General features: G+C 39.8%; 20 protein-coding genes and 1 riboswitch. Of the genes, 9 read left to right on the top strand and 11 right to left on the bottom strand.

The annotated features are described in order from the left end of the window. Positions 1–27 precede the first annotated feature (27 nt). Positions 28–133, top strand: a riboswitch (TPP riboswitch). Between the two features lie 83 nt (positions 134–216). The 4 genes from tenA to thiE are packed head-to-tail and all read left to right on the top strand — an operon-like array spanning position 217 to position 3134. Next, positions 217–891 (top strand): thiaminase II, encoded by a 675-nt coding sequence (tenA, locus tag JL53_RS01995; RefSeq protein WP_038406597.1) that lies wholly within the window; start codon positions 217–219, stop codon positions 889–891. Then, a complete protein-coding gene (thiM, locus tag JL53_RS02000; RefSeq protein ID WP_003750860.1) occupies positions 884–1693 on the top strand; it encodes a hydroxyethylthiazole kinase in 810 nt (269 codons plus the stop codon). The genes tenA and thiM overlap by 8 nt, the downstream gene beginning before the upstream one ends. Continuing rightward, the gene (gene thiD / locus JL53_RS02005; protein ID WP_003718411.1) at positions 1690–2493 is read left to right on the top strand and encodes a bifunctional hydroxymethylpyrimidine kinase/phosphomethylpyrimidine kinase; all 804 of its coding nucleotides are present in this window, start codon (positions 1690–1692) and stop codon (positions 2491–2493) included. The genes thiM and thiD overlap by 4 nt, the downstream gene beginning before the upstream one ends. Next, a complete protein-coding gene (thiE, locus tag JL53_RS02010) occupies positions 2490–3134 on the top strand; it encodes a thiamine phosphate synthase (protein ID WP_038406598.1) in 645 nt (214 codons plus the stop codon). The genes thiD and thiE overlap by 4 nt, the downstream gene beginning before the upstream one ends. A 26-nt stretch (positions 3135–3160) precedes the next feature. On the opposite strand, the gene JL53_RS02015 is transcribed toward thiE, so the two are convergent. Beyond that, entirely contained in the window at positions 3161–4576 is a 1416-nt protein-coding gene (locus JL53_RS02015) for a glycoside hydrolase family 1 protein (protein WP_038406599.1), read from the bottom strand. A gap of 286 nt (positions 4577–4862) precedes the next feature. On the opposite strand from JL53_RS02015, the gene JL53_RS02020 reads away from it, so the two are divergent. Continuing rightward, positions 4863–5522: a GAP family protein gene (locus JL53_RS02020; RefSeq protein ID WP_003718414.1), complete on the top strand. Its 660-nt coding sequence runs from the start codon at positions 4863–4865 to the stop codon at positions 5520–5522. A 36-nt stretch (positions 5523–5558) separates the two neighbouring features. Here the strand turns inward: JL53_RS02020 and tkt are convergent, their stop codons facing one another. The 10 genes from tkt to dhaM2 form a co-directional block, all read right to left on the bottom strand. After that, a complete protein-coding gene (tkt, locus tag JL53_RS02025) occupies positions 5559–7556 on the bottom strand; it encodes a transketolase (protein WP_038406600.1) in 1998 nt (665 codons plus the stop codon). Position 7557: 1 nt separating this feature from the next. Next, a complete protein-coding gene (fsa, locus tag JL53_RS02030; RefSeq protein WP_038406601.1) occupies positions 7558–8214 on the bottom strand; it encodes a fructose-6-phosphate aldolase in 657 nt (218 codons plus the stop codon). A 45-nt stretch (positions 8215–8259) separates the two neighbouring features. Beyond that, complete coding sequence (locus tag JL53_RS02035; RefSeq protein WP_038406602.1) at positions 8260–9024, bottom strand: SDR family oxidoreductase; 765 nt, start codon at positions 9022–9024, stop codon at positions 8260–8262. A 23-nt stretch (positions 9025–9047) separates the two neighbouring features. Continuing rightward, positions 9048–9494, bottom strand: a complete 447-nt coding sequence (rpiB, locus tag JL53_RS02040) for a ribose 5-phosphate isomerase B (protein ID WP_003718418.1) — start codon at positions 9492–9494, stop codon at positions 9048–9050. A 5-nt stretch (positions 9495–9499) separates the two neighbouring features. Continuing rightward, on the bottom strand, positions 9500–10264 hold the full coding sequence (locus tag JL53_RS02045) for a triose-phosphate isomerase (RefSeq protein WP_038406603.1): 765 nt from the start codon (positions 10262–10264) through the stop codon (positions 9500–9502). A gap of 3 nt (positions 10265–10267) precedes the next feature. Further along, positions 10268–10918 (bottom strand): dihydroxyacetone kinase subunit DhaL, encoded by a 651-nt coding sequence (gene dhaL, locus JL53_RS02050; RefSeq protein WP_038406604.1) that lies wholly within the window; start codon positions 10916–10918, stop codon positions 10268–10270. A gap of 21 nt (positions 10919–10939) precedes the next feature. Continuing rightward, on the bottom strand, positions 10940–11935 hold the full coding sequence (gene dhaK2, locus JL53_RS02055; RefSeq protein WP_038406605.1) for a dihydroxyacetone kinase subunit DhaK2: 996 nt from the start codon (positions 11933–11935) through the stop codon (positions 10940–10942). Positions 11936–11956: 21 nt separating this feature from the next. Further along, on the bottom strand, positions 11957–12298 hold the full coding sequence (locus JL53_RS02060; protein WP_003718422.1) for a Lin0368 family putative glycerol transporter subunit: 342 nt from the start codon (positions 12296–12298) through the stop codon (positions 11957–11959). A 15-nt stretch (positions 12299–12313) separates the two neighbouring features. Beyond that, entirely contained in the window at positions 12314–12745 is a 432-nt protein-coding gene (locus tag JL53_RS02065) for a Lin0368 family putative glycerol transporter subunit (protein ID WP_003718423.1), read from the bottom strand. Positions 12746–12828: 83 nt separating this feature from the next. Beyond that, positions 12829–13206 carry a dihydroxyacetone kinase phosphoryl donor subunit DhaM2 gene (gene dhaM2 / locus JL53_RS02070; RefSeq protein ID WP_003718424.1) on the bottom strand — a complete coding sequence of 126 codons (378 nt, stop codon included), beginning with the start codon at positions 13204–13206 and terminating at the stop codon, positions 12829–12831. A gap of 182 nt (positions 13207–13388) precedes the next feature. Between dhaM2 and JL53_RS02075 the strand changes: the two genes are divergently transcribed. The 4 genes from JL53_RS02075 (at position 13389) to JL53_RS02090 (ending at position 18658) form a co-directional block, all read left to right on the top strand. Beyond that, positions 13389–14153 carry a DeoR/GlpR family DNA-binding transcription regulator gene (locus JL53_RS02075; RefSeq protein ID WP_003718425.1) on the top strand — a complete coding sequence of 255 codons (765 nt, stop codon included), beginning with the start codon at positions 13389–13391 and terminating at the stop codon, positions 14151–14153. 256 nt (positions 14154–14409) lie between these two features. Continuing rightward, positions 14410–15243 (top strand): BglG family transcription antiterminator LicT, encoded by an 834-nt coding sequence (gene licT, locus JL53_RS02080; RefSeq protein ID WP_038406606.1) that lies wholly within the window; start codon positions 14410–14412, stop codon positions 15241–15243. Positions 15244–15354: 111 nt separating this feature from the next. After that, a complete protein-coding gene (locus JL53_RS02085; protein WP_038406607.1) occupies positions 15355–17223 on the top strand; it encodes a beta-glucoside-specific PTS transporter subunit IIABC in 1869 nt (622 codons plus the stop codon). After that, entirely contained in the window at positions 17216–18658 is a 1443-nt protein-coding gene (locus tag JL53_RS02090; RefSeq protein WP_038406608.1) for a glycoside hydrolase family 1 protein, read from the top strand. Before JL53_RS02085 ends, JL53_RS02090 begins: the two co-directional genes overlap by 8 nt. Positions 18659–18966: the final 308 nt, after the last annotated feature.

The following is an 18966-nucleotide window of genomic DNA, read 5'->3' on the forward strand; positions in this document are numbered from 1 at the left end:
GCTATGCTATGATGAACACAACTTAATAAGAAAGACTAGGGGGGCCGATTCTGGCTGAGATAGAGAGGTAATGCTTTCTGACCCTTTGAACCTGTTTGTTAGTGCAAGCGTAGGGAAGTGGATATCAAGTGACCGGAATTTATCGCGGCTGCTGTTTCTTTGCTTATGCTAAGAGATAGTGGGCGCTTTTTTAATTGGGAAAAGGAGGATGATTTTGTGTTTATTCAAGGTTTTCAGGAGGAAGTAATGGATTTGTGGCAAGCGACGTTAAACCACCCATTTGTGCGCGGTCTTGCCAGTGGGGCGCTTGAAAGGGAGACGTTTCACTATTATTTGTTGCAAGATGATTATTATTTAGCTCATTTCGTGAAGGTGATTGAAAAAAGTGCTTCTCAGGCGAAAGATGAAGAGATAGCGGCGGAAATGAGACAGGTGCTTGTGCGGTTAAAGCAATCAGAACTACTTATGCGGGAACAGTTTTATCCACGGGTTGGGTTAGCGGAGCATGATTTTGCCACGCGGAAAACGGCGCCAACTGCGTATCACTATACTTCTCATCTTTACCGGATGGCGGATATTGGGAGTTTTGGCGTGACGGTGGCGGCACTTTTTCCTTGTTATGCACTGTATGCGGATATGGGGAAAATGTATCAAAATAAGAAGAGTTCAGAACCGTTTTATCAAGAGTTGATGGATAGTTATCTGGATGAAAATTATCAGAAGGTAGTTTTACAGCAGAAACGATTAGTGGAGCAAGCGGCAAAAGAGGCGGATGAACAGGAACGAATGATGATGAAACAAGCCTTTCAAATCAGTGTAGAAATGGAATGGGAATTTTTCGAAATGGCTTACCAAAAACAAAATTGGCGTGGGAGTGTGGATTATGTTTGATTTTAAGACGCTGGAGAAGGTGCGAGAACGCAGGCCGTTAGTGCATAACATTACGAATATCGTGGTTGCTAATGATTCTGCTAATGGACTGCTTGCGATTGGCGCTTCACCGATTATGGCATCTGCAAAGGAAGAAATGGCGGAACTTGGGAAAATGGCAGATGTGCTAGTGATTAATATCGGGACGCTAGATGATGAACTTGTGGAGGCGATGAAAATTGCTGGTAGGGCTGCGAATAGTGCGGGAACTCCCGTTGTGCTTGACCCGGTTGGTGTTGGAGCGACTTCTTATCGGCGCCAAATCGTAAGTGAATTGCTCGCTGAAATTCAGTTTACGGCTATTCGCGGAAATGCTGGGGAACTTGCAACGATTGCAGGGGAGGTTTGGGAAGCGAAAGGTGTGGATGCGGGCGTTGGTTCGATAGATACGCTAACAATTGCTGAGAAAGTAGCGACGACTTGGAATACGACAGTTGTTATTAGCGGAGCGGTGGATGTTATTTCTGATGGAAGACGTTATGCAAAAGTGGCGAATGGGAGTGAATTATTGCCGAGAATTACTGGATCAGGTTGTTTGCTTAGTGCGATTTGTGGCAGTTTTATCGCAGTTGAAAAGGATGTGTTTCAGGCATGTGTTGAGGCTTGCGCGAGTTATGCGGTTGCATCGGAATATGCCGAAATGGAACTGCCGAGCAAACTTCCTGGTTCATTCCGTCCACTTTTCATCGATGCGCTTGCTAGTTGGAGCGTCTCTAAAATACAGGCCAAAGTAAAGATTCAGGAAAGTGGGGAGCGTAAATGACTTTTCCTCAAGCTTTAACGATAGCTGGTTCAGATTCAGGTGGCGGGGCTGGGATACAAGCTGATATCAAAACTTTTCAAGAATGCTCGACTTTTGGCATGTCCGTTATTACAGCGATTACAGCACAAAATACGCTTGGTGTAAAAGCGGTGCATAAAGTTCCGGTCGAAATAATTCGTGAACAATGTAGTGCAATAGCAGAAGATTTTGAGGTGCGCGCTTTAAAAACAGGGATGTTGGTTGATGCAGAAATTATCAGAGAAGTCGTGCGGAATATTCGCCTGCACCAATTTCCTAACATCGTGATTGATCCGGTAATGATTGCGAAAGGTGGAACGGTATTACTGGAAGATGAAGCAACACAAGTTTTGAAAGAGGAGTTGTTGCCACTCGGGACGGTTATTACGCCAAATATTCCTGAAGCGGAAAGTATTATCGGTGCAAAAATCACGACGAAAACCGAAATCGAGAATGCCGCCAAAAAAATCCAAAAGCTCGGTGTAAAAGCAGTGGTTATTAAAGGCGGGCACAGTCAAATGGCGGAAGCGGCAGACTATTTTTATGATGGGGAAACTTCGAAATGGCTTGCGAGTGCGCGCATTGATACCCCTCATACCCACGGAACTGGTTGTACTTTTTCAGCGTGTATTGTGGCGGAATTAGCTAAAGGAAATTCGTTATTTGAGAGTGTCACTGTAGCGAAAAATTTTATTACAAGTGCGATTAAATATCCAATCGGAATTGGACATGGACATGGGCCGACTAACCATTTTGCTTATCGGATGGAGGAAGGCCAATGAGAGGAGCGCTAGCTGTTTATTTTATCGCTGGGACGCAAGATATTGTGAGAGGAAATTTGCCGTGGGTGTTAGAGCAAGCCTTAATTGCTGGTATCACTTGCTTTCAATATCGCGAAAAAGGGGCGAGGTCGCTTCAAAGTAAGGACGAGCGAAAAGAAATGGCGCTCACTTGTCAGCAGCTATGTCAGGAATATCAGGTTCCCTTTATTGTGAATGATGATGTGACACTTGCACTTGAAATTGGCGCGGATGGGATTCATGTTGGACAAGGTGATGAGGAAATCCTTGAAGTTATCCGCCGTGTTGCTGGGAAAATGAAAATTGGACTTTCGGTTCATTCAGTTAGTGAGGCTGAAGAAGCCGTGCGATTAGGAGCTATCGATTATATAGGTGTTGGTCCAATTTTTCCAACAATTTCTAAAGACGATGCGGAACCAGTGAGTGGAGCTGGTATTTTAGAAGAGATTCGCCGTGCAGGGATTGCTATACCAATAGTTGGGATTGGTGGGATTAATGAGGCGAATTGTGCGGAAGTTTTAGTAGCAGGCGCAGATGGGGTGTCGGTGATTTCCGCGATTACTCGGTCGGACAATTGCCAAGCTACTATCCAAAACCTAAAAAACCTGAGATCCGCCAATTAAAACGGCAAATCTCAGGTTTGATATTCTTACAAATCTTCCCCATTACTCGCAATCACATTCTTATACCAATCAAAACTCTTCTTCTTATACCGATTTAGCGTACCACTGCCATCATTATTACGGTCGACATAAATAAAACCATAACGTTTCTTCATTTCAGCAGTAGAAGCACTAACTAAATCAATACAACCCCAAGAAGTGTAACCCATCAACTCAACCCCATCTTTAATCGCTTCTTTCACTTGCGACAAATGGGAGCTCAAATAATCAATCCGGTAATCGTCGTTAACTGTTAGATTTCCGTCTGCATCTTCTTCTAATTTATCAATAGCACCAAGACCGTTTTCAACGATGAAAAGTGGTTTTTGGTATCTATCCCAGAAGTCGTTTAGAACAACACGTAGCCCTTTAGGATCGATTTGCCAACCCCATTCGGATGCTTCTAGGTAAGGATTTTGTACGCCACCTAGGATGTTTCCTGCACCTTCTTTACGTTTTGACTCATCGGCTGTTTCGGTTGTGCTCATGTAGTAGCTGAAAGAGATGAAATCAACAGTGTTTTTAAGAATTTCTAAGTCTTCTGCAGTGACGTCTAATTCGATATTATTCTCAGCGAAATAGCGTTTCATATATCCTGGGTAAGTTCCGCGGACATGTACATCAGAGAAGAAATAGTTTTTGCGTTCTGCTTCCATAACTGCAATAATGTCGTCTGGGTTGGAAGTAAGTGGGTATGTTGGCATTGCAAGAACCATACAACCGATTTTTGCTTCTGGCATGATTTCATGACCAATTTTTGTTGCTAGTGCGCTTGCCACAAGTTCATGGTGAACGGCTTGATATAAGTCTTTTTGAGATAATTTGTCAGGACTTGTGGAAATTCCGCCACTCATGAAAGGTGCGTGTAGAATCGAGTTAATTTCGTTAAATGTTAACCAGTATTTCACTTTTCCTTTGTAACGATTAAATACGGTACGAACATAATTTTCATAGAAGTCGATCATTTTGCGATTAACCCAACCGTCGTATGTTTTTGATAAGTGAAGTGGTGTTTCATAATGAGATAAAGTGATAAGTGGTTCGATGTTGTGTGCTAAAAGTTCATCAAATAAATCATCGTAGAATTGTAGTCCTGCTTCGTTTGGTTCGGTTTCGTCGCCATTTGGGAAGATACGGGACCAAGCGATGGATGTACGGAAAACTTTGAAACCCATTTCAGCAAAAAGTTTTACATCATCTTTATAACGGTGATAAAAATCTATGCCTTCTAATTTTAAGTTGTCTGGTGTTGGACCGTCAGTAATATGACCGAATCCGCCTTTTGGAGTAACATCTTGAACGGTAAGTCCTTTCCCATCAACGTTATAAGCGCCTTCGAATTGGTTCGCTGCAGCTGCCCCGCCCCATAAAAAATCGGCTGGAAATCCTGTGTTTGTATGCATGTTAAAAACTCCTTTTCTTCGTTTTAAAGTATTAAAAAAACCAAATACTTTTCTAAATACATGCGAAAACACGCTACTTAGAAAAATATTTGGTTATGCCCAGCTTGTGCCGGTAACATTCCGATTTATAGTTAAAATATATCAAACGTGTCGATAATAGTCAATGGAAAGAGTGGTAAGTTTTACATTTTAACTTGGATAAAAAGAGGGTATAACATAGAGATGAGATTAGATAATCAAAAAATTCTATGCTATGCTATTAGTGATTCAAAAAAGGAGGGGCATTATGGATTCAGCATTTTCAGCAATTTTATCACCAGCAGTAGGAATTTTAATTAGTCCATTTCCGATTGTGGGACTTATTTTAATTTTACTTAGTAACAAAGCTCGGATAAACAGTATTTTTTACACAATAGGGTGGATCATCGGGAATATTGCCATTTTCTTTATCGGGTTATTCTTGATGAGTTCTGCAGTGAATTCATCTGGAGACCAGTCAATGCTTGTGAAAATCGTACTTATTGTGCTGGGGGGGTTATTAATTTTACTTGGAGCACACGATTTTATGAAACGACCAAAAAACGGAGAGAAAGCTGCAACGCCAAAATGGTTTGAAAAAATGAGTAACATTAAACCGGGCGGAGCAATGATTTTCGCTTTTGCACTTTCAGCAATCAATCCTAAAAACATGTTGCTCTCACTTACAGCTGGGGTTAGTGTTGGCGCACTTAATTTGGCAGGGGGACAAGAAACGGCAACAATAATTATGTTTACTCTTATCGCTTGTTGTTCGATTTATATTCCAACAATTGCTTTTTTAGTAGCTGGTGACAAATTAAATAAAGTATTAGATAGCGCACGCAAATGGTTGATTCAAAATAATTCAGTGATTATGGCTGTATTATTCTTGTTTATTGGACTTAGTGTGATTAGCAAAGCATTTTAAAAGAAGGCCTGGGACGCTTTGTCTCAGGCCTTTTTTCTATAATTGTTGCAAAGCGAGTTTTGTTAAGTTTTCTATGGTGAAGCCGAAATGTTCTGCTAGTTGGTCACCAGGTCCGGACATTCCGAATGAATCGATTGCAAGCATTTCTCCTTCATCACCTAGGTATTTGTGCCAGCCATACGAAGCGCCCATTTCAGCTGCAAGACGTTTTTTAACGGCTTTTGGTAAAATACTTTCTTTGTATTCGGAGTTTTGTTGATCGAATAAATCGAAACTTGGTATGCTGACAACACGTGCACCATAACCTTTTTTCGCTAGGTTTTCCCTGACAGCAGTCATTAAATGGACTTCTGATCCAGAGGCAAGTAAGACGATATCTAACTTATCAAGCGGAGAATCGACTAGAATGTAAGCACCTTTTGAAAGGCCTGCTTTGGCTTTTTCAGCACTTTCTGGCAAAATTGGTAAGTTTTGACGACTTAATACGAGCATGGTTGGTTGCGTTTTTTGAATAAAGGCATGGCGGTAAGCTTCGACGGTTTCGTTGCCATCAGCTGGTCGGATAACAGTTAGACCAGGCATGGCGCGGAAGGAAGCTAAATGCTCGATCGGCTCGTGTGTCGGTCCGTCTTCTCCAACAGCTATGGAATCATGCGTCATAATAAATGTAGACGGGATACCCATCAAAGCTGCCGAACGAATTGCGGAACGAAGGTAGTCCGAGAAAACAAAGAAGGTGGCACCGAATGCTTGAACGCCGCCGTGAAGGGTCATCCCGTTGACTGCTGCTCCCATGGCGAATTCGCGGACACCGAATGAGATGTTTTTAGCAGCATAGTTACCAGGAGAAAACCGGTCACTTGCTTTTAAATTTGTTTTATTGGAGGAAGCTAAATCGGCAGCACCACCGAACAAATTAGGTAATTTTTTCTCGAGTTCTTGTAGCACAATACCTGAGACTTCCCGTGTGGCGATAGCTGGGTCGTTTTTTTCATGAAAAACAGGTAGTGATGCATCCCAATCAGGTGTCAGTTTGTTATCCATCAGTTGTTGCAAGCTTTCGGCAAGTTCTGGATACTTTTGTTTGTAAGCATTAAAAGTTCGAAGCCAGCTACTTTCACTAGCACGACCTTTGGAATGGTAAAATTCTTTTTGATTTTCTACTGTCTTTGGTAACTCAAAAGGAGGCATTTGCCAGTCGTAGGATGCTTTCGCAAGTTTTAATTCTTTTTCGCCAAGTGGGGAACCGTGAGCGGCAGATTTACCTGCTTTTTCGGGACTGCCATAGCCAATGATAGTCTTCACTTCAATTAAAGTTGGCCGGGATTTTTCCGTTTTAGCAAGGAGGATAGCGGCGTCAAGCGCATCTAAGTCATTCCCATCATCGACTCGTAATGTTTGCCAGCCAGCAGACCGGAAGCGTAATTCAATATCTTCAGAGAAAGACTCGTCTAAATCACCATCCAGTGAGATATCATTGGAATCGTATAGAACGACGAGTTTACCCAGTTTTAAATGACCGGCTAGGGATGCTGCTTCGTAGGAAATACCCTCCATTAAACAACCATCACCACACAGAACATACGTATGATGATCGACAACCGGAAAGTCGGGTTGATTAAATTTAGCTCTTAAATGCGCTTCAGTCATTGCCATTCCAACACCCATTGCGAATCCTTGACCAAGTGGGCCGGTTGTTGCATCTACTCCAATTGTATGGCCGAACTCAGGGTGCCCGGGTGTTTTACTACCAGTTTGCCGGAATTTTTTTAGTTCGGATATCGGTAAATCATACCCAAATAGATGAAGCAAACTATAAAGCATTGCTGAACCGTGTCCTGCTGAAAGGACGAAACGATCGCGGTTGAACCAAGTTGGGTGTTCTGGATTGAACTTGAGGTGGTTTTTCCAAAGAGAGAATGCCATAGGTGCAGCTCCCATTGGTAGCCCGGGATGTCCGGAGTTGGCTTTTTCAATCATATCCATAGATAAAACACGAATCGAGTTTACCATTTGTTCATCAATTCTACTCATACTAGTTGCCTTCTTTCTGACTGAACGCTTCCCAATCTTTTAAAAATCCTTCGATGCCTTTGTCAGTCAAGGGATGGGACCAAAGTTTGGGAAATAGGCTGCCAGGAATTGTCGCGATATGTGCTCCAGCTTCAGCGGCTTCTTCGAGGTGACCGATGTGGCGGATGCTAGCAGAGATGATTTCTGCTTTTAGTCCGTAGTTATCAAGGACGGTTTTGAGGTTTTTGATTAAAATAATGCCGTCTGTGCCGATATCGTCAAGTCTTCCTAAAAATGGGCTAATGTAAGTTGCTCCTGCTTTTGCTGCCATCAAACCTTGCGAAACGGTAAAAATGAGCGTCACATTCGTTTTTATTCCTTCTGCTGTAAGGGTATGGACTGCTTTTAATCCTTCTTCGGTCATCGGAATTTTTACTACTACATTGGGTGCCCATTTTGCTAGGACTCGTGCTTCTTCAATCATTTTATCTGCTTCAAGACCGATTACTTCTGCGCTTACTGGGCCGTCTACGATAGAGCAAATTTCTTTGATTACTTCTTCAAAGGGGCGTCCTTCTTTGGCGATGATAGTGGGATTTGTAGTGACCCCATCCACTAAACCTAGTTCGCTAATTCGTTTGATTTCGGTAACGCTTGCCGTGTCTAAGAAAAATTTCATTACTACTCGCTCCATTCTCTCAGCTGGATTTTAAAGCTGAATTCTTTATTTAATCGTGTATCCGCCGTCAATAATTAGGTTTTCGCCAGTAATTAAGCTCGCTGCATCACTGACTAAAAATAGGGCGCAGGCAGCAACTTCTTCTGGATAGCCGAATCGGCCAGCGGGAATTAATTTCTTCATATCTTCACCGACTTGACCTGCCCATGCTTTCTTGCCAAGTTCTGTTAAAATAACAGTTGGCGAAATTGCGTTGACATTAATATTGTAAGGTGCCCATTCCATTGCTAGCACTTGGGTCATAGAAACGATGGCTGCTTTACTAGCACAGTAAGCTACATGTTTATCAAGAGCAATGACCGATGCTTGGGAGGCCATATTAACGATTTTTCCGCCGCCAGTTGCAATCATTTCACGACCGATGATTTGCGCCATGAGGAAAGAACCTTTTAAGTTAAGTTCCATTGTTTTATCCCAGTATTCTTCTGGTAAGTCTTCTGCTTTTTCCAGAAGCGCCACACCGGCTGAATTTGCTAAGATATCAATTTTTGGATAAACTTTTTTAATTTCAGCGACTGTCTTTTCGATATTTTCTTTCTTAGTGATATCGACTTGTAGTGCGAGAGTTCGTGAAGGGTTGATTTTTGCTGCGACATCTTTCACTTCTTCCTTAATATCAAGCAAGACAACGTAAGCCCCTTTTTCGGAAAATAGTTCTGCCATTGCTTTACCAATCCCGCTTGCTGCTCCTGTTACAACTGCTACTTTATCCGTAATGTTAAAATCTTTATCAAAGCCTTTAAAAGTCATTTTCATTACCTCCAGTAAAATTTTTATCTATTTTTTTGGTCGATTTCTTCCATTAAATCTACTTTTGCTTGGGAACGACCGCCTGAGAAGTTGCTATCAAGCCATATATCTAAAAGTGAAACGGCAAGGGAAGGGCCGATTACAAGTGCTCCCATCGTCATAATATGTGCATCATTACTTTTTCTAGCGCGTTCTGCTGAATAAGAGTCATGAATTTGTGCGGCTCTTATTCCGTGGATTTTGTTCGCTGTAATCGCCATTCCAATTCCTGTTCCGCAAATGAGAATTCCGCGGTGATAGTCATTATTTTTAACTTCTAGTGCTACTTTTTCGGCGATGCTTGGGTAAAGTACTTTTTCATTTTCGAAGCTACCGAAGTCCGTAAATTCAATATTTTTCTCCTTTAAACGTGCGATGAGAACTTGTTTTAGTTCAAATCCCATTTCATCACAACCGATTGCGATTTTCATGCTAATCATCCTTTCATTTGGCTAACGATAGTAACAATATCTGCGAAGTTTTGTGGTTTATGACCAAATCTCCCAACAAATAAGCCATCTACATTTTTTTGACGAACAATATCTGCAGCATTTTCTTTGCTGACAGATCCGCCATAAATAATTCTTACAAGTTTTTCGTTACCACCAGTTTCGCGAATAATGTCTCGCAAAGCTTGGTGCGCGGTTTCGATGTAATTCGTATCCGCAGATGAAGCTTTGCCAATTGCCCATTCTGGTTCATAAGCTAAAACAACATTTTGCCAATCGGATAAAGCAATCATTTGGAATAAAGCGTCAGTTTGTTTTTTGAGTGCATCTTTTAAATCGACTGTAGTTGTTGCTTTTACTTGTTCCCCGATACATACAACGGGCGTAATCTGCTCATCTAAAGCAAGTTTGATTTTTTTTGCGATTTGGCTCGCTTCTTCATGAAAAATGTTTTTCCGTTCTGCGTGACCAATTTCGACATAGTTTGCTTTTAAATCAATAATTGACTCGACGGAAAATTCCCCAGTAAGGGGGCCGGATTTCTCCGGCGCCATATTTTGCGGACCAAACCCAAATGATTTTCCAGCTAAAATGGTTGCAGTTGTTTCTAAAGTGCCCATCGAAGGAAAAATGAACGTATCCACATTAGAAAAATTTTCGAGTAGAGGGATAGTCGATTCTAGCCAGTCAGCTGTTTCTTTTCGCGTGTTAATATAATTTTTCATATTAATACCGACTAAAGGTTTGCGCATACTTTAGACCGCCTTTTTTAAGTTCTCTAAAATGACATTCATTAGCATCCAAGACGACTCAGAACCAGGATCAAGGTGACCAATCGCTCGTTCCCCAAGTCTTAAGGCACGTCCTTTTTTAGCAATAAGCGGGATGGTGGACTGCGCACCAGCTTGCATCGCATCAACAAACGCGGTAAAAGTGACAACTGGATCCGAATCTTGAGCTCGATTTTCTAGCACTTCAATACCTGGTAAGAAAGCATCCATCATTGTTTTATCACCAAGTTCGGCTTTTCCGCGATGTTGAACTGCGGCAGCACCATTGATTATCATGCCACAAAGTTCATCAAAGTTTAGCTCGGTTTTTCCAGCTACATCGGTGCCACATTTCATAAAGAAACTACCGTAAAGTGGGCCGGATGCGCCACCAACTTTTCCAAGTAAAATCATTCCCGATTTTTTCAGTAATGTAGCGATATCAGGGGATGCTGCTAGTAACTCATCTAATTTTTTATTTACTTCGCGGAAACCGATACTTAAGTTGATGCCATGGTCACCGTCGCCGATATCTGAGTCCAGCCCAGTTAAATAATCGCGTTCTTTTTCAATTAGCGCTCCCATATCTTGCAAAACTTGCCCGAAAAAAGTACTATCCAAAACTAATTCGCTCATTTTTATTCCTCCAGTAGTAATTTAGTCCAGCTTGAAATATGGTGTATCGCACGGCGCGTCTAGTAATTCTTTTAGTTCATCGTCTAAACGAACAAGTGTAACCGACATACCAATCATATCCATCGAAGTCGCATAGTTCCCAACAAGCGGATGATGAATCTTCACACCTTTTTCTTTCAAAATTTCATCGACACGGCGGTAACAAATATACTGGTCCATTACTGGTAAACCACCGAGTCCGTTAATAAGCACGTGTACTTCTTCTCCAGATGTAAGTTTCATTTCTTCTATTAAATAACCCATAATTTGGTCAACTACTTTATCAGCTGGTTCAATAGAAGAACGTTTTATTCCAGGCTCACCGTGAATTCCCATGCCAACTTCCATTTCCCCTTCATTCATTTCAAAAATGGCTTTACCTGTTACCGGAAGCGTGGAGGAAGATAGCGCTACTCCCATTGAATAAGTATTGGCATTCGCTTTTTCAGCTGCTTGTTTTACAGCGTCTAGGTCGAGTCCTTTAGCTGCTGCAGATGCTGCTGCTTTAAAGACGATTAAGTCACCGGCAACCCCACGACGATCTTCTACTTTTTCAGCTGAGTAAATATCATCTGTTACAAGCACTGTTTCGACGCGAATACCTTCATCTGCTGCCATTTCCGCCCCCATATCGAAGTTCATCACATCACCAGCGTAATTTCCGTACATATAAAGACAACCTTTTCCGCTATCAACCGCTTTCACTGCATTGTAGCAAGGTTCAGGAGAAGGGGAGGTGTTGACATTACCAATCACCGCTGCATCGGCAAAATCTTTCCCCACGTATCCTAAGAAAAGAGGTTCATGCCCGGAGCCACCACCAATAATAATACGTACCCGTGGCTCTTCGCTCATTTGTTTGCTTACAATAACGCGTTTATCATTTTCGGCAAAATCAACATATTTTCCTTGTGCCGCCACATAGCCAGCTAACATTTCTTCTACTGCTTCATATCCATCATTCACTAAACGTCTCATTTTTGTTCCTCCTCGATATTTTTATAAGAATAATGATAGTAAAAATCCACCAATAGTGCCGCCAACTACAGCAGCTGCTAGGTTTACCACCGATTTAGAAAATTTTCCGCCTGTTAAAAGGGAAGCTGTGAATACGCCAATACCTGCTGCGACCGCCATATCAACCCAAACCGTTCCAGATTGATAGATCATTGATTTTGGAATCCCATGATTAATTGTCCAAACTGTTCCAACGATAAATGCTGCTGCCATCCAACCACCGATAGCGCCCCATTCATCTACCATTTTTCCCCACATCATTCGAATAGCAAAAGGGAATAAAAAGCCACCTGCAATCGTTGCTAATGCAATACCAATGCTCATTATTTACACTCCTTTTTAGACTAATTGATTTTCGTTCAAGCGTTCTTCTTCTTGAATATTCATGCCAGGTTCTGTTTTTTCTTGTTTTGCTTCGTGTTTCTTTGCCATATCTTTTTCAATAATTGCTGCAACAATTCCGGCAAGTACTGCGCCAATTGCTACAAGACCAATTGTTGGAAGTGAGGTAATTAATTCACCGCCACCTTGCATAAAGACATCACGCATAATTCCGCAAATTCCAATTCCAACAGCCATATCAACAAAAGCCGCATCTTCATCATTTTCAATTAGGCCAACATAATGATTCATAAACCACATTGGTCCAATAATGATAAAAGCTGCTAGATAACCTCCAAAAATACCATAATTTTCAGCAAGTGGAGTCCAAACACTCATAACAATCATACCTGCGATACAAAAACCAATTGTTCCTCTAAAGAATTTCATAATAAACTCCTTTCAAAAATAGTATTGTCATGTAAAAAATAAATTTACATTAGTACAAATAATTGAGTTGCGTTTTATTACGTTTAATGCACATTTGTGAGTTCGAGTAAAATAGCTTCTTTGGATGGGTTGACGAGCGATTGAACAGCAGCAGTGAATGCGCCTTCAACTAGTGGGGCATCGATAATAGTAGTTTTTTCGAGAAGTTCGGGTTCTAATAATTCAAGCGATGTTTCCGCACTTAAGATGGCGCTTCCAATATCACAAAAAATATAAATGTGTTCTGAATTAGTGCAAGCTGAGATATTATCAGCTATCATGAGTGCGTTTGTGCCAAGACGACCATCACCAGTTCCTCCCGAAGATATAATATGTACAGTATCACCAACCATTTCGACAATCATTTCCTGTAAACCCTCCGTGATTTTCTGGCTGTGTGATACTAAAATAATACTTATCATCGCGTTGCTCCTTTCTGTTTTTATTTGTGTTTACTTGCTATTTAAATCCTAACATACTTGTTTTTTATTGTAAAGTGTTATTTTTTATTGTGTTTTTGAAAATATATTTGTGTTTTGTTATTTTTTTCGGTAATATGTATATACATAAAGAAATCATTTATAGTTCAAAGGAGGGCGAGCGGATGTTTCCATTTGAAAGACAAAATAAAATAATTCATCTACTAGACCAAAATAATAAAATAACAGTACCAGAATTAAGTCGTATCTTGGATGTCTCGATTAGCACCATCCGAAATGATTTATCTTCATTAGAAGAAAGCGGGATGATTAAAAAAATACACGGGGGTGCGGTACTTTTAAAAAGCGAAGAGAAATTTACTAATTTCAACGACCGAATTATTCGTAATATAGAAGAAAAAGAAGCGATTGCGAAAGAAGCGGCAACTTTAGTGAAAAACAACCAAACTATTATTCTTGATGCTAGCTCCACAGCACTTGCACTTGCAAAAGAATTACACGGTTTCACAAGACTTACTGTGATCACAAGTGGGCTTTATACGGCGATTGAATTAAAAGACAACCCAAATATTAGCGTTATTTTAACAGGTGGAATTGTCACCACAAATTCTTTCACGCTAGAAGGGATTCTTGGCTCTAATTTAATTGAAAATATTCATGCAGACGTGTGTTTCATGTCGGCAAAAGGTTTTACCATGGAAGAAGGATTAACGGATTTCAACATTTATGAAACCGAATTAAAACGACTTCTTGCCAAACGGACAAACAAGTTAGTAGCGCTTTTGGATCATACAAAAATGGGTGTTATTTCTACCGCAAGTATCACGGCAGCAAAAAATATTGATTTATTGATTACAGATAACAAAATAAATCGTACTTTATACAAACAATTTCAAGATGCCGGGTTGCCAGTGAAAATTGCAGAGTGAAAATTTAACAAGGGTAGTAAAATAGGTTGTACTTGGTTTTGATACAAATTGATAGACCAATGTCAGGCTTGTGCTAGCAATTAAGAAACTATAAAAATAAAATAAAATCCACCTATTGACAGCGATTTCAATTGATGATAGTATGTGGTTGTGGCTTGTTACCGGTAATGCGGGCAATACCTGATAAGTAAGAGTTCGCTCTGCTTTTCGGTATTGCCCTTTTTTGTTCAAGTCCAAAATGATGGTGGTGATAAATTTGAAAATTGAGAGGATATTTAATAATAATATTGTCAGTGCAAGGAGCGAGGATGCGCAAGAATTACTAATTTTAGGCAAAGGTCTAGGATTTAAGTCTAAAGTTGGTGATGAGATTAATGAATCGCTCGTTGAAAAAATATTTCAATTGCAAGATGAGGCGGTAAGCAATAAATTCAAAATGATTATTGACGAAATTCCGCTTGCTATCATTGAAATCACAGATGATGTTGTCCAATTAGCTAAACAGAATATCTCAAAAACTATTAGTGACGTCATTTATATTTCTCTTTCGGATCATCTTTATTTTACTACGCAGCGCATGGAACAAAACTTAGTCATTCAAAATCCTTTATCATGGGAAGTGAAGCGCTACTACCCAGAGGAATATGCGGTGGCGAAAGAAGCGGCAAAGATGGTCGAGAAGCGGTTAGGCTTAGATTTACCTGACGAGGAAATTTCTAATATCGCGCTCCACTTTGTCAATGCGGAAATTAACAACAGTATGAACGACGTAACGCACATCATGCAGTTGCTCCAAGAAATCATGAATATTATTAAATATCATTTTGTCATTGAGTTTGATGAAGATAGCACTAGTTACTTCCGGTTTATGACGCATCTGAAATTTTTTTGCCAGCGAGTAATTACTGGCGAGGCGATGGATGAGACAGAAGATTATTTATATCAAGTTATGTATAAAAATTTACCGGACATATTTGCTTGTATTGATAAAATTGCCGTATTTCTGGAAAATAACTATTCATTTAAAATGAGTCATTCAGAGCAATTATACCTTGGAATCCATTTGGACCGGGTATTAAATAGAAAATAATAGGCTTGTTACTGATTTTTATATCAGGCAATACCTGAACAGTTTGTACCTTTATTTTGGTATATTCTGTTCAGGTTTTTCGTTTTTTAAAACACATTTAGGAGGATTATCATGGACTACAATCAATTAGCGAAAGAGATTATTCAAGCAGTCGGTGGAAAAAACAATGTAAATGAAGTATTTCACTGTATTACTCGGCTTCGTTTTCAACTGAAAGATCAATCAAAAGTCGATGTGGCGAAATTAAAAAGTTTAGATAAAGTAATGGGGACAAACGTTTCTGGGACACAATTCCAAATTATTATTGGAAATGACGTACCTAAAGTATTCGATGCGATGACAGAAGAAAATCCAGCTTGGAAAAATAAAGCTGATAAAGCGACTAAACCGAAAACAAAAGGAGTAAAAGGCTTCTTTTCGAATATGTTTGATGCTATTTCAGGTGTATTTGCACCAATTTTGCCGGCGATTGCTGGAGCAGGTTTACTTAAAGGATTTATGGCATTATTCGTATCATTTGGTTGGCTAGCAACAAACACGGAAACTTACCGGATTTTGATGGCAATTGGTGATGGTGTATTTTACTTCTTACCGATTCTTGTGGCGGTTAGTGCTGCGCGTAAATTTGGTGCGAATATGTATGTTGGATTGGCTGTATCGGCAGCGTTACTTTATCCAGATCTAACAGCGCTTCTGGGGGAAGGTGTAACAACGCATTTCTTAGGATTACCAGTTACTTCGGTCTCTTATGCGTATTCTGTTATTCCAATTTTAATAGCGATGTGGTTTATGGCGGTAGTAGAGCGCAATGTCGACAAAATTATTCCATCTTCCCTAAAATTATTATTTGTTCCATTAATTACGATGTTTATCGTGGTTCCTGTGACATTAATTGTTATCGGACCACTTGGAACATTTGTTGGTGATGGCATTTCTGGTGGGATTAACTGGCTGTTAAATAATGGTGGATTGTTCGCTGGTCTGATTTTAGGTGGAGCGATGGCGATTATCGTTATGACCGGGATGCACTATGCGATTGTGCCATTTATTATTAGTAATTTAGCGAAATATGGTTATGATAAATTTTTACCACTGACTTATATTTCGAATATGAGCCAAGCAGGAGCAACATTTGGCGTATTCTTCCGTTCTAAAGATAAAAAAGTAAAATCATTGGCATTTTCAACTGGTTTAACGGCTTTGATGGGTGTCACAGAGCCAGCGATGTACGGAATAAATATTGTCTATAAACGCCCATTTATGGCATCCCTTATTGGTGGAGCAGCTGGTGGTGGATTCGCGATGTTATTCGGAGTTAAAGCTTACGTATTAACAGGAAATGGCGGAATTCCAGGGCTTCCGGGCTTAGTAGGGGATACATTTGTTTACGCACTGATTGCGATGGCGCTGGCATTTGTTGTTTCCCTGATTTTTTCTTATATTTTTGGTATTGATGAAACAGTCGGATTAACTGATTTAAATGAAACACCAAAAACAGGAAATACAGTTCAAGTAGATGAAACACTTAATGCCCCAGTTTACGGCGAAATCAAAAATATCAAAGAAGTAAGTGATGCAACATTTGCAGATGAAATGATGGGTAAAAGCGCAGCATTCTTGCCGACAGAAGGTAAATTATTTTCCCCAGTAAACGGAACGATTATTTCTGTCTTTAAAACAAAACACGCAATTGCGATTAAAAGTGATTCCGGAGCAGAAATTTTATTGCATGTTGGAATTGATACAGTGAAATTAGATGGAAAATATTTTGAAGCACATGTTAAAACTGGTGATATTGTTGAACAAGGCGATTTATTGTTAACTTTTGATGCAGAGAAAATTAAAGAAAATTATGATTTAACAACCATTATGGCAGTTACTAATACTAATGATTATGCTGCTGTCGAGTTAGTAGGATCAGGAACTATGACACCAAAAAGCCAAGTATTAGAATTAAGGAGTGAAGCAAATAATGAGTAAATCCGTATTTCCAGCAGACTTTTTATGGGGTGGTGCAACAGCTGCAAACCAATTTGAAGGTGGCTATAATTTAGATGGGAAAGGGCTAGCCGCAGCAGACTTATTTAGTAGCGGAACCCACACCGAGCCACGGAAAATCACCGCAGAAATAGACGAAAACTTATTTTACCCAAGTCATGAAGCAGTTGATTTTTATCATCATTACCGCGAAGATATTAAGTTGATGGCAGAAGCTGGTTTTAAAACATTCCGCATGTCGATTAACTGGACGAGAATTTTTCCAACTGGAATGGAAAGTGAGCCAAATGAAAAAGGGCTGCAATTTTACGAAGATGTTTTCTTGGAATTGAAAAAATATAATATCGAACCGCTTGTAACAATAGCTCATTTTGATATTCCGCTACAAATTACAAACGAACTAAACGGCTGGGCGAGTCGCAAAGTAATTGATTATTATTTACAGTTTTGCAAAACGATATTCACACGATATAAAGATACTGTGAAATATTGGCTGACTTTTAATGAAATCAACACTGCAACAATGGAAATTGGGAATTATTTAACACTTGGAATTAGAAATGCAGAAGGCGATTTCCTTCATCAAAAAGACGATCCAACTATGCGTTTTCAAGCTTTGCATCACCAATTTGTTGCCAGTGCAAAAGCAGTAGAACTTGGTCACGCAATCAATCCTGATTTTATGATTGGCTGTATGATCGCGTATATGCCAAGATACCCGCGGACCTGTGAACCAAGCGATGTCTTGCTTGCTAAACAAACAGAAAACATGCATAGCCATTTCTGTGGGGATGTTCAAGTAAAAGGAGCTTATCCATTTTTCGCAAAAAAATATTTTAAAGAGCATAATATCGAAATCGAATTCGCGGATGGAGATGAAGAAATTTTGCGCAAAGGGACAGTAGATTTTTATACATTTAGTTATTATTTATCGCTATGTGCTTCTAACGATCCCGCTTACAAAGATACCGGAAAAAGTGTTATCGGAGGCGCGGAAAATCCTTATTTACAAACAAATGCCTGGGGAATGCAAACCGATCCAGTGGGGCTGCGAATTTCTTTAAATGACATCTATGCCCGCTACGATGTCCCAATTATGGTCGTAGAAAATGGTCTTGGTGCATATGATAAATTGGAAGAAGATGGCACTATCCAAGATGCTTATCGTGTAGATTATTTTAGAGATCACATCATCCAAATGAAAAAAGCAGTAGAAGACGGGGTAGACTTGATCGGCTACACAATTTGGGGTTGCATTGACTTAGTAAGCGCCTCAACTGGCGAAATGGCAAAACGTTACGGCATCATTTACGTAGAAAAATATGATGATGGCACTGGAAGTTATGCAAGACGTAAGAAAAACTCTTTTTATTGGTATAAAAAAGTGATTGAAACTAGTGGGGAAGATTTAGTTTAATATAATGAGACGTTCATAATTAGATTATGGGCGTTTTGTTTATTTTGTTACGAAAATTTGTCTAAAAAGCTAATTATTCATAAAAAAGTAGTGGAATTTTAGTGAAATATGTTTCATATACACATAATTGTTATTTTTTGACAAAGCGGAATATGATACAATATCTTTGTGAAATAAACAAAAGCCCCAGTTTTATTTTAAGTAAAACTGGGGCTTTTCTTCAAAAAAGGAGGGTAAAGCTTGGTGTAGCTATATGGAAATAAAAAGAGAGGACACCTTTTAACACTGTAGATTGATTTTATCATACG

The sequence above is a fragment of the Listeria ivanovii subsp. londoniensis genome, assembly GCF_000763495.1.
Classification (GTDB): domain Bacteria; phylum Bacillota; class Bacilli; order Lactobacillales; family Listeriaceae; genus Listeria; species Listeria londoniensis.

Coding starts and splice junctions, on each gene's coding strand:
- thiM (WP_003750860.1), top strand. CDS start 884: ATGTTTGATTTTAAGACGCTGGAGAAGGTGCGAGAACGCAGGCCGTTA.
- thiD (WP_003718411.1), top strand. CDS start 1,690: ATGACTTTTCCTCAAGCTTTAACGATAGCTGGTTCAGATTCAGGTGGC.
- thiE (WP_038406598.1), top strand. CDS start 2,490: ATGAGAGGAGCGCTAGCTGTTTATTTTATCGCTGGGACGCAAGATATT.
- JL53_RS02015 (WP_038406599.1), bottom strand. CDS start 4,576: ATGCATACAAACACAGGATTTCCAGCCGATTTTTTATGGGGCGGGGCA.
- JL53_RS02020 (WP_003718414.1), top strand. CDS start 4,863: ATGGATTCAGCATTTTCAGCAATTTTATCACCAGCAGTAGGAATTTTA.
- tkt (WP_038406600.1), bottom strand. CDS start 7,556: ATGAGTAGAATTGATGAACAAATGGTAAACTCGATTCGTGTTTTATCT.
- fsa (WP_038406601.1), bottom strand. CDS start 8,214: ATGAAATTTTTCTTAGACACGGCAAGCGTTACCGAAATCAAACGAATT.
- JL53_RS02035 (WP_038406602.1), bottom strand. CDS start 9,024: ATGACTTTTAAAGGCTTTGATAAAGATTTTAACATTACGGATAAAGTA.
- rpiB (WP_003718418.1), bottom strand. CDS start 9,494: ATGAAAATCGCAATCGGTTGTGATGAAATGGGATTTGAACTAAAACAA.
- JL53_RS02045 (WP_038406603.1), bottom strand. CDS start 10,264: ATGCGCAAACCTTTAGTCGGTATTAATATGAAAAATTATATTAACACG.
- dhaL (WP_038406604.1), bottom strand. CDS start 10,918: ATGAGCGAATTAGTTTTGGATAGTACTTTTTTCGGGCAAGTTTTGCAA.
- dhaK2 (WP_038406605.1), bottom strand. CDS start 11,935: ATGAGACGTTTAGTGAATGATGGATATGAAGCAGTAGAAGAAATGTTA.
- JL53_RS02060 (WP_003718422.1), bottom strand. CDS start 12,298: ATGAGCATTGGTATTGCATTAGCAACGATTGCAGGTGGCTTTTTATTC.
- JL53_RS02065 (WP_003718423.1), bottom strand. CDS start 12,745: ATGAAATTCTTTAGAGGAACAATTGGTTTTTGTATCGCAGGTATGATT.
- dhaM2 (WP_003718424.1), bottom strand. CDS start 13,206: ATGATAAGTATTATTTTAGTATCACACAGCCAGAAAATCACGGAGGGT.
- JL53_RS02075 (WP_003718425.1), top strand. CDS start 13,389: ATGTTTCCATTTGAAAGACAAAATAAAATAATTCATCTACTAGACCAA.
- JL53_RS02085 (WP_038406607.1), top strand. CDS start 15,355: ATGGACTACAATCAATTAGCGAAAGAGATTATTCAAGCAGTCGGTGGA.
- JL53_RS02090 (WP_038406608.1), top strand. CDS start 17,216: ATGAGTAAATCCGTATTTCCAGCAGACTTTTTATGGGGTGGTGCAACA.